Here is a 12,221-nt window from a genome sequence, read left to right as displayed (position 1 = left end):
ACGCGCGGCGTGGCGTGGTCGTGTTGCGCACACTCGGGCGTTTTCGCCCGCGGCGAGTGATCGGTCAGGTAACGGTCGGTGCGCCGAGGGTTGTTCTCCACTCGGTCACGTTCTCGGTCATCCAGTCGAGGAGGTGCTCCGCCTCCTGCGGATGACGACCGGTGCCGGCGAGAAGATCCGCGAAGGCCTGGGCCGGGGCGACCAGACGAACGTTGTCGCGGAACAGGGTGCGCTCGAAGACCGCAGCCGATCGGGGCGTGGCGACGAGGACGTTGGCACCCTGATCGACGGGGCGTAGCTCGAGTGCGCCGGCCAGCGCTTCGCCGTGGTCGGCGTAGATCTGGACCTGATGCGCCGGCGCGTATTCGACGAACGCCGCCGCGGCGAGTGAGCCGGTCACCGCGTAGAGGTGGCCGGAGACCTTTCCGAGTTTCGCGACGAACGACTGCACTCCCTCGGGTGCGAAGTAGCCGACGGTGGGGCAGTCCTTGAAACTCGAGTCACTGCTCCAGGCGCGCAGCATCTGCTGCCACCGGACGCTGGTGATGGGGCCACGGGGGAGTCGTTCGAGCAGATCGCGTTCCTCCAGGGTTTCCACCACCCGATAGGTCGCGCCGGTGGACGCGCCGGACAGTCGGACGAGTTCGGGAACCGTCAGCTGACCCGAATGATCGGCGAGGGCGCGCACGACCCGGGCGGCGGGATCGCCGGTCAGCTGGGCGGCCGGACGGCCGGGGCCACGCCACGGGTCGGCGTCCGCGCCGCGGTCGCGCACCCAGATCGCAGGCCGGTCCGCCGCCAGGGAGGTGTTGCCCGTCGCATCGGCGTAGGAGAGACCCCTGGCGTCGAGTTGACGGCGAACCGGCTCGGAAAGGTAACGGGCGCAAACGAATCCGCGATCGGATCCGGACAATCCGTCGGCGAACCGGGCGGCGTCCCCGGCGAGCACCCCCCGGGCGGGGATGACGGAGAAGGACGCCACCTCGCCGTTGGGTGCGCCGACCAGCAACCGTTCCGGTGCGTCGGCGAGGGAGCGGGACTTTCCGGACGTCAACGTCCAGCCGTGGGGGAGGGCGGCCTGGAGGGTGGCGATCGCCCGGCGGTAGAGATCGATGTCGCGTTCCGGCTTGGGGAACGGCACCTTCGGCTCGCTGCCTGCGAATTCGGCGTTTTCCTGATTCGGCACATCGTCAGTCTACTGAATCGGTCCGAGACGGAACCGCAAAATACACCGAATGATCTCGGCAAGGTTCCGAGCCTCGCCGAGGGGTCCGATCCCGCCGCAACTCACCACTTCCAGGTGAGCCGGTTGCCGCAGGCACGGACGGCGTGAGGGAGTTCCACTCCGTCCGGCGGTTCAGGGGCGTCGGGCGATCCAGACGGTCCGGCTGCCCCGCACCGTCAGATCCCCTCGGTGCAGGACGCTGTCGGGGTTGTCGTCCGCGAGAAGGTGATCGAGAGTGTCGCGGTCGTCGGCGGCAAGTTGTCCGTCGAGCGCGGAGCGAATGCGGCGCAGGAAATTCTGTGCATAGAGTCCGGTGCTCGGCGGGGCCGGGGTTGCCTCGCTGGTGAAACTGCGCTCCTCGACGTCTACGAAACCGGCCCGTTCCACGTGGGTCCGCCAGTTCGGGTGCGCGTTCCAGTCCAATCGCGCCAAGGCTTCGTGGCAGCGCGTCTCCAGGCCAGGGCGGCCCAGGCCGAGGTCGTCCGGCAGGAGGCGCGGCAGCGCGTCCATTTCGACGACCACCAGCACGCCGCCGGTGTTCAGCGCGCCGTACATGTCCTGGAGCACCCGGTCGGGGTCGGCGACCTCGTGCAACGAGGAGGCTGCCCACACGACGTCCGCCGCGCCCACTGCCGGCCAGGCGACATTCAGATCGGCGTGCACGACGCTCACTCGGCCGGCCAGCCCCTGCCCGTGCGCGGCCGTGCGCAGGCGCGTGAGCATCATCTCCGACCTGTCGATCGCGATCACCTCTGCCGCGGGGAATTGTCGAGCCAGGGTCAGGCTGCCGACGCCCGTGCCCGCACCCACGTCGACGACCCGCCGCGGGGTGTCTCGGGTGCGCTGTCCGACCCATTCGGCCACCGAATCCAGGTAGGACCCGAGCACCTCGGCGTCCAGGTCCAGTAGATCCGCGAGCGCCGCCTCGTGCTCGGGAGTGTGCCCGCCGTGGTGACTGCTGTGGTGATGGGAATGCTGTGTCATGGCTCCAGGCTAGCCACACCCTGCGTTGCACGCATACACTCTTGCCTATGACGCAAGAAGTCGGGTTGGACAGCGTGATCCGTCAACGCATCAGGGGGCTTCGGCTGGCCCGCGGCTGGTCACTGGACGTGCTCGCTGCGCGCTGCTTTCTCAGTCCGTCCACGCTGAGCCGCATCGAGACCGGCCACCGCAGGATCGCCCTCGACCAACTGGTCCCGATCGCGCGGGCCCTCGGCACCACGCTCGATCAGCTCGTCGAGTCCGTCGAGGACGAGGACGTGGTGATCCGGCCGCAGCCCGAACACACGAGAGGCCTGACGATCTGGCTGCTGTCCCGCGAACGCGCGCTCCACGGCGCGACCGTGGCGAAGATGCGCATCACCCCCGATCGGCCCGCCGGCCCCGAGCATGTGAGTGTGCACCCCGGCCACGAGTGGTTCACGGTGCTGTCTGGGACGGCCCGCCTGCAGCTCGGTGAGCGAACCATACTTGTCGAAGCCGGTGCCGCAGCGGAGTTCTCGACCATGGTGCCGCACTCCATCGGCGCCCACGACGGTCCCGTCGAGATCCTCACGATCTTCGACCACGACGGGGAGCGTGCCCACCTGCACGCCGAGCGCAACGAGTAGAAAGGACGGACATGTCGACTTCCGACACCACAGGTCAGACAGAGTTTCCGGCAAGCATGGGGAAGGTCTCCCGGCGTGAGCTCGCGTCCCACGGCTATACGCGTTTCGATCAACTGACGACGGTCACCGCCAAGGAACTGTTGAAGATCCACGGCGTCGGACCGAAGGCGATCCGAATCCTCGAGGAGGAACTCGCGGAGCGGGGGCTCGGCTTCGCGAAGTGAACCGAGCCCGGCCGCGCTACAGCAGGCCGTGAGTGCGCTGATAGGTGGCCGGTGGTGTCCCGACCACGTGAGTGAAGACACGGGTCAGGTGAGCCTGGTCGCTGAACCCCAGTTCGTAGGCGAGCGCCGACCAGTCGATCCTCTCGCCCGAGTGCGCGGCGCCGGCCGCGTCGAGGATGCGGAATCGCTGGATCACCCACTTCGGGCCGATACCGACGTACTCGGTGAACAGCCGTTGCAGGGTGCGCAGACTGCAGCCGGCATGTGCGGCGAGCTGGTCTGCCCGGACGATGTCGCGGTTGCACTGGGCGTCGCCCACCAGGGCTGTGATCTCCCGTCCCGTCGGATCCGGAACGGGATCGGTGCGGAGAAGGTATCGCTCGAAGGCGTCGATCATCTCCGCGCTGTCCGTGCCGGCGAGGATCCGCTCCGCGACCGGGCGATCGTCACCGGCGAGCAGATGCCGACCGGGCTGGACGGTTCCCGAGATCGCGCCGACACTGCCGTTGAGCAGAGGCCGGAACCCTCCGGCGTGGAAGGCGGCTCCCAGCACGTGACCGTTCCCGGTCAATGTTCGGTAGAACGGCGACCGGGAGATCCCGTGCACCAGCAACTGTCCGTCCTCGGCAGCGACATGAACGCGGGGCTGGGGCACCACCTGCTGTCGATGGGGCGTCGGCACCGACCACCTCACCAGCCAGTGGTAATCGACGAACTCGGCCAAAGCCTCTCGGGGAGCGACCCGTTCGACCTCGAACCCCGGTGCGGCGGCCGTCGGGCGGACGATCGCCTCGGGGTGTCCCGGCACAGTCGGCATTCGCTCATCCTAGTGTCGCGAATGTTCAAGAACCGCACGCTGTCGCGTACCTAGAGTCACGTGTCATGAGCTACTCACACACTGCACGAGGCAAGTTCTCCATCGCCGCGTGGTCGGAATCGGTGATCGTCGACATCGACGGCGAAGGCACGACCGCCGGCGACACCTACTACCCCACGCGCGGAGCCAACCGAGCGACCGTCGCGTACTCGTACTCCGGGGACATCGAGGGAACGAGCACCGTGGTCTATCTGATCGCGTACAAGGCCGATGCCGCGCCGGTGCTCGGTCTCGAGCGTTTCGAGGGCTCGATCGGCGGGCACGACGGGACGTGCGTGTTCCAGCACATCGGCAGCCAGGATCAGGGTTCGGTGTCGGCCCGGATCGAGGTGGTGCCGGGTATGGGCACCGGCGGTCTGGTCGACCTACGCGGCAGCGCGGACCTGTCCATCGCGGGGCCCGATGACAGCGGCTACGAATTCGTACTGTCGTACGACGTCGGCTGACATTTCGACGTCGCTCACGTTGTCGAGGGTGCGGCGAGGGGCTTCAGGCCGCACGCCGTCGCGAAGCCCTGTGATTCGATGCCGAACGCGGTGTTGGTGCGTGTCATGAGATTCGCCAGGGCGATGAACGCGGTCAGTTCCACCAGCGCGGCCGGGCCGAGCGCCTCGAGCAGCCTGGCTGACGTTTCGTCGGTGACCGTCGGCGGGGTATGGGTCATCGCTTCGGCGTACTCGAGCACGTCTCGCTCAGCGGCGTGAACACGTCCGATTGGCGCCATCGGCCTCGACCGGCTCGGCCACCTCGCCGAGCATCTTGCGGGACATCCGCTTGACGACCGCGCCGTAGATGCCGGTCAGCTCGGCCTTCGGGATCCAGGTATTGCCGGCTACAATTCCTCCTCCAGTTGTTGTGCTCTCGGCATGAGACACCGTCCAGGAACCGAATGTGTCACCCGAACCGGATGTGATTGCAGGAACTTTCGCTACCGCTCAGCCCGGTGCGAGTGCCCGGTCGGCCAGCGCGGCGACGACGGGCGAGAGTGCCTGAGCGTGTTCGAGGGTCAGGTGGTTGTCGTCGCGGTACACGAGGTCGTTGCCGACGATGACGGGGCAGCGCTCGGTGGTGCAGAACAGGGCGGTGAGGTCGGCGTACCGTCCGCCGCCTGCCGCGGTGGCCACCGCCTCGGCCGCGACGCCGGCGTCGTTCACCGCGACAGGCCGGGGCGGCGAGCAGGCGGTCGCGTCGTCCAGGTGGGCGGACAGGCACGTCGGCACGGTCGACTGCGGATCCGGGATCGGTCCGAGGACGAGGACGGCCGCGCCCGTGGCCCGCAGTTCCGTGACCAGCCGGGTCAGGCTGTCGAGCCATGCCTGACCGTAGACGGTGAAACCGAAATCGGCGCCGTACCGCCGAGACATGCTCAGCACGACCAACCGGGGCCGTTCGGTCCGCAAACGGTCGACGATCTCGCCGCGCCACTGCTCGCACTCGGTGTATTCCCGCCCGAGGTAGGGGCTGGTGAGTGGGAGGTCGAGGAGCGGGCAGGTGACCTTGCCCATCGTCTCGAGCCGCCAATGATTCTGCTCGGCGGCCGATTCGAATGCCGGGGCCCACATCGCGGCATGCGAATCGCCGACCAGCGCCACCGTCGTCGGAGACGCCACGTCCCCCGACGCGCACTCGCCCTGACCCACTTCGAGCCACGACCGCACACAGCCGTTGACGAACACCTCCGGCTTGTCTGCCGGCGCGTCGGCGAGCGGTGGAGACAGATTCGACGGGACCGCTTGCAGCCCTGCCGATTCCGCGACCGCCGTCTGCACCTGCGCGGTCATGTCCTGCACCGCCGCGTCGCGCGGATCGACTGCGGTAGGCGCCGATTCGGCCGGCGCAGAGACGGTGAGGGCTGTGGCCGCGGCTCCGTGTCCGACCGGAACCGGCCGCGCGATCAGCAGCACCAGTGCCGCACAGACAGCGATGGCGGTGACGGCGCCGCCGAGTACAAGGCTGCGCGAGGCCGAACGACGCAGCGGAGCAGCGAAGCGGACGGGATTCTCGACCAGGACCAGTGTCAGTCCGGCCAGACCCGCGGACACCATGACCATCGCCAGACGATCGGTCAGGTCGAGCGAGCGGCCGAGCACGATCGGCGCGAGCAGCAGCACCGGCCAGTGCCACAGGTACCAGGAATAGGACACCCGACCGACCGCCCGCATCGGCGGCAGCGACAGGCTCCGCCCGACCCCCAGCCGGGGCGCGGCACACCCCGCCCCGATCACCAGCACCGTGCCGGCGACCGGCACCAGCGCGGCGGTTCCGGGGTAGGGCGTCGTCTCACCGAGTCGAACACAGGCGACGACGATCAGCGCGAAACCCGTCCACCCGGCTGCGGCGGCGACCACCGACGGCAGCCGCTGCCAGTGCCGAACCGACAGGGCGACCAACCCGCCCGCGGCCAGTTCCCAGGCGCGGGCGGGCAACGAGAAGAACGCCCACGGCGGGAGTGTGCTGGTCCAGTCGAGCGAGACCGCGAACGACACTGCCGCGACCACGGCGAGCACGATCAGATACGGGATCGTCGACGGTGTTTCATCCGCGTCGAGGCGCCGTGTCCTGCGCCGGACGAGCCAGGCGACCCCGATGATCAGCGCCGGCCACAGCAGGTAGAACTGCTCTTCCACGCCGAGCGACCAGTAGTGCTGGAACGGTGACGGGGGCGCGTCGGCGGCCAGATAGTCGGTGCCGTGCAGGGCGAACCGGTAGTTGCCGACGTACAGCGCACCGGCGATCCCGTCACCGAGGACCGCGCGGGCCTGCAGAGGGGGCAGGAGCAGGGCCGCACCGATCGCAGTGGCCACCAGCACGATGCACCCGGCGGGCAGCAGCCTGCGGGCCCGCGCACCATAGAACTCGGCCAACCGCACGCGGCCGGTGGTCGCGACGTTCCGCCACAGCAGCCCCGTGATGAGAAACCCCGAGACGACGAAGAAGATGTCGACGCCGACGAACCCTCCGCCGATTCCGGGTACGCCCGCATGAAAGAGGACCACGGCCAGCACCGCGACGGCCCGCAGCCCCTCGATGTCCGCGCGGAACCTCGTCTCGGCCGGCTGGACACCGACCGGAGGGCGGCTACCGGACCGGCGTCGCCGTTCCGGACTCGCGACGGTATTCACGCGACCAGCGATCTGTCCATGCGACGCGCTCCTTCAGCTGCAGCATTGAGCTCATGATGACAGCGGTGCCGGGACTTTCCCGAAAGGCACGCCGTATCAGGACACAGCGCCGGTGAGCGGCCTCTCACACGTACACGACCACCGACCCTTCGCGAACCGAGGCGGAGTAGGTGCGGACCGAGCCCACACCCTCGGATAGGCAGGCGCCCGTGTCGAAGGCGAACGTGTACTGGTGGAGCGGGCACATCACGCCGGTGGCGTCGATCTGTCCGTCGGCGAGGGGACCGCCCTTGTGCGGGCACACCGCGTCCATCGCCCGAACGGTGCCGTCCGACAACAGGAATACGGCCACCTGACGGTTCAGCACGACGTACGTCCGGCCTTCGCCCGGCGTCAGGTCGCTGACCGGCCCCACCGCGACCTCGGAAGGCCCCTCGATCAGGGCGGTCATCGGACCGGCACCTGGGGCAGCGGCAGCAGCGGGAGCGACGGAGCGAACTGTGCGGGCGATTTCGGCGCGCTGCGCTCCTTCCAGGGATCCCGGTAGCCGTCCACCGCCGTCTGGATCCGCTCGTCCAATCCCGTCACGATGTCCTCCTCGTCTCGGACCAGTAGCGCCTGAAGATGTTCGAGTCCCACCCGCGGCACGAAGTCGTACGTGCGTTCGAGCCATTTCGCGTTCTCGCGGTAGTACTGGATGAACCGGCCGCCGAGTTCCACTACGGCTTTGGGTGATTCGACCGTGGCCAGCAGATCGCCCTTGCGGATGTGCGCTCCGGCGGCGCCGCCGACGTAGATTTCCCATCGGCCGTCGCCGACCGCGACCACACCGAAGTCCTTGCACAGGGCCTCCGAGCAGTTACGTGGGCACCCGGCGACCGCGAGTTTCAGCTTCGCGGGCGTTTCCAGGCCCTGGAATCGTTCCTCGAGCGCGATGCCGAGGCTAGTCGAATCGCCGAGACCGTAGCGGCAGAAATCGGTTCCGACGCACGTCTTCACCGTGCGCATGCTCTTGCCGTACGCGAACCCGGACGGCATGTCGAGGTCACCCCACACCTTGGGGAGGTCTTCCTTCTTGATGCCGAGCAGGTCGATGCGCTGCCCGCCGGTGACCTTCACGAGCGGCACGCCGTACTTGTCGGCCACGTCGGCGATCGTGCGGAGTTGCTCAGGCGTGGTGACGCCGCCCTTCATCTGCGGGACCACCGAGAACGTGCCGTCGCGCTGGATGTTGGCGTGCACGCGGTCGTTGATGAACAGCGCGCCGCGCTCGTCCACCCAGTCGGGCCCCCAGATGGTGCGGAGCAGCGAGGCCAGGGGCATCTTCGCGGACGCGTCCTCCTTCGCGTCCGTCGCAAGCTCGGCGAACACCTGGGACACGGCGCGGAGATCGCGTTCCCGGATGGTCGCGATGAGTTCGGGCTTCGTCATCGGGATGCAGGGCACATACCAGTCCGCGGAGGGGTCGGCCTCGAGTTCGCCGCCCGCGGCGCAGGCCACGATGTCGGCGACGAGTCCCTTGCACGAGCCGCAGCCCTTGCCGGCCCGGGTCTGTGCGCAGACGTCGGTGAGGGTCTTGGCGCCGGAATGGACGCACGCCACCAGATCGCCCTTGCTCACGCCGTTGCAGTTGCACACCTGCTGGTCGTCGGGGAGATCTGCGACACTCGTCGCGGCGCTCTGGGATCCGACGTCGAAGAGCATGCTGATCCGCTCCTCGGGCAGCGGCACCTTGCCGTCGAACGCCTGCGTGAGGAAACCCGCCTTGCTGATGTCGCCCATCAGGGTGGCGCCGATCAGCTTGCCGTCGCGGACGACGAGGCTCTTGTACGTGCCGCTGCGCGGTTCGTAGTACTGGACGAACTCGTCGTCCGCCGTCTCCGGTCCCTTGACGCCCATCGCGGCCACGTCGACACCGGCGACCTTCAGTTTTGTGGTGGTGCGCGAACCGACGTACGCCGCTTCGGGATTGGAGCCGGTGAGGACTTCGGCGAGGATGACCGACTGCTCCCACACCGGGGCGACGAGGCCGTAGGTCTCCCCACGGTGCTGTGCGCACTCGCCGACGGCGTACACGGAACCCTCGTCCTCGCAGCGCATCTGGTCGTCCACCACGACGCCGCGTTCGACCACCAGCCCGGCGGCCCGTGCGAGTTCGGTGTTGGGCCGGATTCCGGCGGTGACGACGACCATGTCGGCGTCCAGGGTGGAGCCGTCGACGAACGACACCCCGGTCACCAGGCCCGCTTCGTCGCGCAGCACGGCAGTGGTCCGCATCGAGGTGTGGACGCCGACGCCGAGTTTCTCGATCTCGGCGCGCAGGACGCTGCCGCCGCGTTCGTCGAGTTGCTGGTTCATCAGGTGCCCGGGGGAGTGGACGACGTTGACGGTGAGCCCCTGTGTGCGCAGCCCGTACGCGGCCTCCAGACCGAGCAGGCCGCCGCCGATCACCACCGCGGACACGTCGTCGCGGGCCTGCGCCATCTGCAGCATGCCGTTGGTGTCGGCGATGTTCCGGAATCCGAACACCCCGCGGGCCAGGCGCCCGTCGTGCTCGCGCAACCCGTCCATGTTGGGAAAAAACGTGTTGCTTCCTGTGGCGATGATGAGCACGTCGTAGTCGACGACGCGGCCGCTCTCGCAGGTGACGGTCTTCGCGAACCGGTCGAGTACGACCGCGCGGTCGCCGGCGTGGAGTTTGACGCCGTTGGCGGTGTACCAGCCCATGGGGTTGAGGATGAGGTCCTCGTCGTCGGTGGCCGCCTCCCCGGACAGCACGTGCGAGAGCATGATCCGGTTGTAGTTGCCGTAGGGCTCGTCGCCGATCATGGTGATCGCGAAACGCTCGCCGCCGCCGCGGTTCAGGATCTCCTCGACGGTGCGTGCGCCGGCCATACCGTTGCCGACGACCAGCAGCTTGCTCGAACTCGGTGTGTTGGCCATGCGTCGAGGCTCCGCCTCGGGAGTGTCGTAACGGCTGCGCGCACGTTACGTGGGAATCAGGAACACCTCACAGTCCTCCCGGAAGTCGTGTCAGGCGGGTGCGCGGTCGCGGGGCATGAGCAGCGGGGCCAGCACGGCGAGGAGCAGGGCGGGCAGCAGGAAGCCGGCCGCGGGCGACACCGAATACACCGGGGTGAGGGTGATCGGGGCGAGCGCGTTGCCCATGAACCGCAGCGCCTGCACGACGGACACCGAGCCGCCCCGGTTCGGGCCCGGCGACCCGAGCACGGCGGCGTTGACACCCACCAGGACGAACTGACCGGCGATTCCGGCCGCGAACCACGCCACGGCCACGACCGCGAGGAGAGACACGGTCCCGGCGACCGCGACGAGAATCGCCCCGCCGACCGCGCCGATCAGAACGGCGGCCCGGGCCCCGATCTTGTCGATGACACCGCCGACGAGGCGGGCGGTGAGGATGCCTGCCACGCCGAACCCGGTGAGCAGCAGCCCGCGCTGGGTCGGGCTCAGCCCGAAGGCGTCCTCGGCGCGGAACGCCACCAGGAAGCTCAGCCCACCGAGTGCACCCCAGCCGAGGAGTGCCACCACCCCGATTCTCAGCACCGACGGGGTGAGGGCGTCGCGCAGTCGCGGGCGCGGTGCCCCCGGCTCGGCGGAAGCGCTGTCGGGAACGCCGACCAGACCCAGCACCGCGGCCACGAGGGCGATGACGAGGAAGGCGAGGCGCCAGTCGACCTCCGCCGCGAGCCCGCCGACGAGCGGCGCGCTCGACGTTCCTGCGGCCTGGAAGGCGCCGAAGACCCCCAGTGCCCGGCCCAGATGCTTCTGCGGAGTCGAGGCGGCGAGCGCCGCCAGCAGCAGCGGCGTCGTGAACGAGTTCGAACACCCCTGGAGCACGCGGGCGCCGAGGAAGAGCGGCAGCGTCGGCGCCACGAAACACGCCAGCGACGACAGCAGGTAGACGCCGTACGCGATCCGCACGGTCCGCGTCTGCCCCCACCGCGCGCCCAGCGTGCCCGAGACGAGCATCAGCAACGCGAACGGCAGCAGGTACGCCGTCAGCGAGCCCGCCGCGGCGGACGCACTCACGCCGAGGTCGTCCCCGATCTCGGGAAGGATCGACGCGACGACCCCGCCGCCGAACGGACCGAGGAAACCGCCGGCGTAGAGCGCCGTGCGCTGGAGCGAGGAACGAAGCGACTCGGATGAGTTCTTCGTCACAGCCCGAAGCTGCCGGGCCCACGCCTGCGGAGATATCGCTCGAACTCGGCGGCGAGCGCGTCACCGTCGATCTTCGAGATGGCGTCGGAGATGTCGGTCTCGGCGTCGCCGCGCTCCTCGAGGGAACGGACGTACTCGCCGATCTCCTCGTCGTCCGCGGTCATCTCGGTGACGGCTTCCTGCCAGTCGTCGGCCTGGGCCGGGAGTTCTCCGAGGGGAACCTCGATGTCCAGGACATCCTCGACGCGTTGCAGCAGCGCCACCGTGGCCTTGGGATTCGGCGGCTGGGACACGTAGTGGGGCACGGCCGCCCAGAACGACACGGCAGGCACACCGGCCCGGACACACGCGTCCTGCAGCACCCCGGTGATCCCGGTCGGCCCCTCGTAGCGGGTCTGCTCGAGCTTGAACCGCTCGGCGGCCTCACTGCTGTATGCGCTGCCCGTCACCGGGACCGGCCGCGTGTGCGGGGTGTCCGCGAGCAGCGCCCCGAGGATCACCACGGTGTTGATCTGCAGCTGGTCGATCAGCTCGAGGAGGTCCTCGCAGAAGCTGCGCCAGCGCATGTTCGGTTCGATCCCACGCAGCAGAACCACGTCGCGGTCGCTGCCGGGAGGCGAGCACACCGACAGGCGGGTGGCGGGCCACACGATCTCCCGGGTGACACCGTCGACCTGCCGCACCGTGGGTCGATTGACCTGGTAGTCGTAGTACTCCTCGGAGTCCAGCTCGGCGAGCGGCTGGGCGTCCCAGGTCAACTCGAGGTGCTCGACGGCTCCGCTCGCGGCATCGCCGGCGTCGTTCCAGCCCTCGAAGGCGGCGACGAGGACAGGGTCACGCAGTACGGGCACGCCACTGTCCGTCGCACCGGCGTCCTCGGTGTCGGGGGTGTCGTCGTCGCGGCCCGCAGGCGTGACGGGGAACTCACTGGAACTCACCCACCCAGCCTACGGCCAGCATTGGTTCGCGCGCCCA

The 12,221-nt window shown here is 68.9% G+C and carries 11 protein-coding genes and 1 pseudogene; 3 read left to right on the top strand and 9 right to left on the bottom strand.

All coding sequences use genetic code 11. The features are described from left to right. Window positions 1-64: 64 nt before the first annotated feature. Together RHA1_RS04160 and RHA1_RS04155 are read right to left on the bottom strand one after the other, a co-directional pair. On the bottom strand, window positions 65-1,186 hold the full coding sequence (locus RHA1_RS04160; RefSeq protein WP_011594092.1) for a helix-turn-helix domain-containing protein: 1,122 nt from the start codon (window positions 1,184-1,186) through the stop codon (window positions 65-67). 171 nt (window positions 1,187-1,357) lie between these two features. After that, window positions 1,358-2,209 carry a class I SAM-dependent methyltransferase gene (locus tag RHA1_RS04155; RefSeq protein ID WP_009473544.1) on the bottom strand — a complete coding sequence of 284 codons (852 nt, stop codon included), beginning with the start codon at window positions 2,207-2,209 and terminating at the stop codon, window positions 1,358-1,360. 47 nt (window positions 2,210-2,256) lie between these two features. Between RHA1_RS04155 and RHA1_RS04150 the strand changes: the two genes are divergently transcribed. Together RHA1_RS04150 and RHA1_RS04145 are read left to right on the top strand one after the other, a co-directional pair. Then, entirely contained in the window at window positions 2,257-2,838 is a 582-nt protein-coding gene (locus RHA1_RS04150) for a helix-turn-helix domain-containing protein (RefSeq protein ID WP_041811067.1), read from the top strand. Between the two features lie 11 nt (window positions 2,839-2,849). Next, window positions 2,850-3,062, top strand: a complete 213-nt coding sequence (locus RHA1_RS04145; protein WP_009473542.1) for a helix-hairpin-helix domain-containing protein — start codon at window positions 2,850-2,852, stop codon at window positions 3,060-3,062. A 16-nt stretch (window positions 3,063-3,078) separates the two neighbouring features. On the opposite strand, the gene RHA1_RS04140 is transcribed toward RHA1_RS04145, so the two are convergent. Continuing rightward, window positions 3,079-3,879 (bottom strand): helix-turn-helix domain-containing protein, encoded by an 801-nt coding sequence (locus RHA1_RS04140; protein WP_011594090.1) that lies wholly within the window; start codon window positions 3,877-3,879, stop codon window positions 3,079-3,081. A gap of 65 nt (window positions 3,880-3,944) precedes the next feature. Between RHA1_RS04140 and RHA1_RS04135 the strand changes: the two genes are divergently transcribed. Beyond that, window positions 3,945-4,385, top strand: coding sequence for a DUF3224 domain-containing protein (locus RHA1_RS04135; protein WP_050787242.1), 441 nt, complete (start codon window positions 3,945-3,947; stop codon window positions 4,383-4,385). Between the two features lie 14 nt (window positions 4,386-4,399). Here RHA1_RS04135 and RHA1_RS04130 read toward each other — a convergent pair. From RHA1_RS04130 to RHA1_RS04105, 6 genes and pseudogenes are all read right to left on the bottom strand, one after another. After that, window positions 4,400-4,709: pseudogene (locus RHA1_RS04130) on the bottom strand (carboxymuconolactone decarboxylase family protein). A 165-nt stretch (window positions 4,710-4,874) separates the two neighbouring features. Beyond that, on the bottom strand, window positions 4,875-7,061 hold the full coding sequence (locus RHA1_RS04125; RefSeq protein WP_011594087.1) for an acyltransferase family protein: 2,187 nt from the start codon (window positions 7,059-7,061) through the stop codon (window positions 4,875-4,877). Between the two features lie 124 nt (window positions 7,062-7,185). Continuing rightward, window positions 7,186-7,512 carry a Rieske (2Fe-2S) protein gene (locus RHA1_RS04120; protein WP_011594086.1) on the bottom strand — a complete coding sequence of 109 codons (327 nt, stop codon included), beginning with the start codon at window positions 7,510-7,512 and terminating at the stop codon, window positions 7,186-7,188. Beyond that, window positions 7,509-10,004 carry a nitrite reductase large subunit NirB gene (gene nirB / locus RHA1_RS04115; RefSeq protein WP_011594085.1) on the bottom strand — a complete coding sequence of 832 codons (2,496 nt, stop codon included), beginning with the start codon at window positions 10,002-10,004 and terminating at the stop codon, window positions 7,509-7,511. Before nirB ends, RHA1_RS04120 begins: the two co-directional genes overlap by 4 nt. A 90-nt stretch (window positions 10,005-10,094) precedes the next feature. Continuing rightward, complete coding sequence (locus RHA1_RS04110) at window positions 10,095-11,246, bottom strand: MFS transporter (protein WP_011594084.1); 1,152 nt, start codon at window positions 11,244-11,246, stop codon at window positions 10,095-10,097. Next, entirely contained in the window at window positions 11,243-12,184 is a 942-nt protein-coding gene (locus tag RHA1_RS04105; protein ID WP_009473532.1) for a PAC2 family protein, read from the bottom strand. The genes RHA1_RS04110 and RHA1_RS04105 overlap by 4 nt, the downstream gene beginning before the upstream one ends. Window positions 12,185-12,221: the final 37 nt, after the last annotated feature.

The organism is Rhodococcus jostii RHA1 (assembly GCF_000014565.1).
GTDB classification, from domain to species: domain Bacteria; phylum Actinomycetota; class Actinomycetes; order Mycobacteriales; family Mycobacteriaceae; genus Rhodococcus_F; species Rhodococcus_F jostii_A.
This window is presented reverse-complemented; position numbering and strand designations above follow the sequence as displayed.

Bases quoted from the DNA above. Each gene is read 5' to 3' on its own strand.
- RHA1_RS04145 (WP_009473542.1), top strand. From the start codon at position 2,850: ATGTCGACTTCCGACACCACAGGTCAGACAGAGTTTCCGGCAAGCATG.
- RHA1_RS04150 (WP_041811067.1), top strand. From the start codon at position 2,257: ATGACGCAAGAAGTCGGGTTGGACAGCGTGATCCGTCAACGCATCAGG.
- RHA1_RS04155 (WP_009473544.1), bottom strand. From the start codon at position 2,209: ATGACACAGCATTCCCATCACCACAGCAGTCACCACGGCGGGCACACT.
- RHA1_RS04135 (WP_050787242.1), top strand. From the start codon at position 3,945: ATGAGCTACTCACACACTGCACGAGGCAAGTTCTCCATCGCCGCGTGG.
- nirB (WP_011594085.1), bottom strand. From the start codon at position 10,004: ATGGCCAACACACCGAGTTCGAGCAAGCTGCTGGTCGTCGGCAACGGT.
- RHA1_RS04120 (WP_011594086.1), bottom strand. From the start codon at position 7,512: ATGACCGCCCTGATCGAGGGGCCTTCCGAGGTCGCGGTGGGGCCGGTC.
- RHA1_RS04140 (WP_011594090.1), bottom strand. From the start codon at position 3,879: ATGCCGACTGTGCCGGGACACCCCGAGGCGATCGTCCGCCCGACGGCC.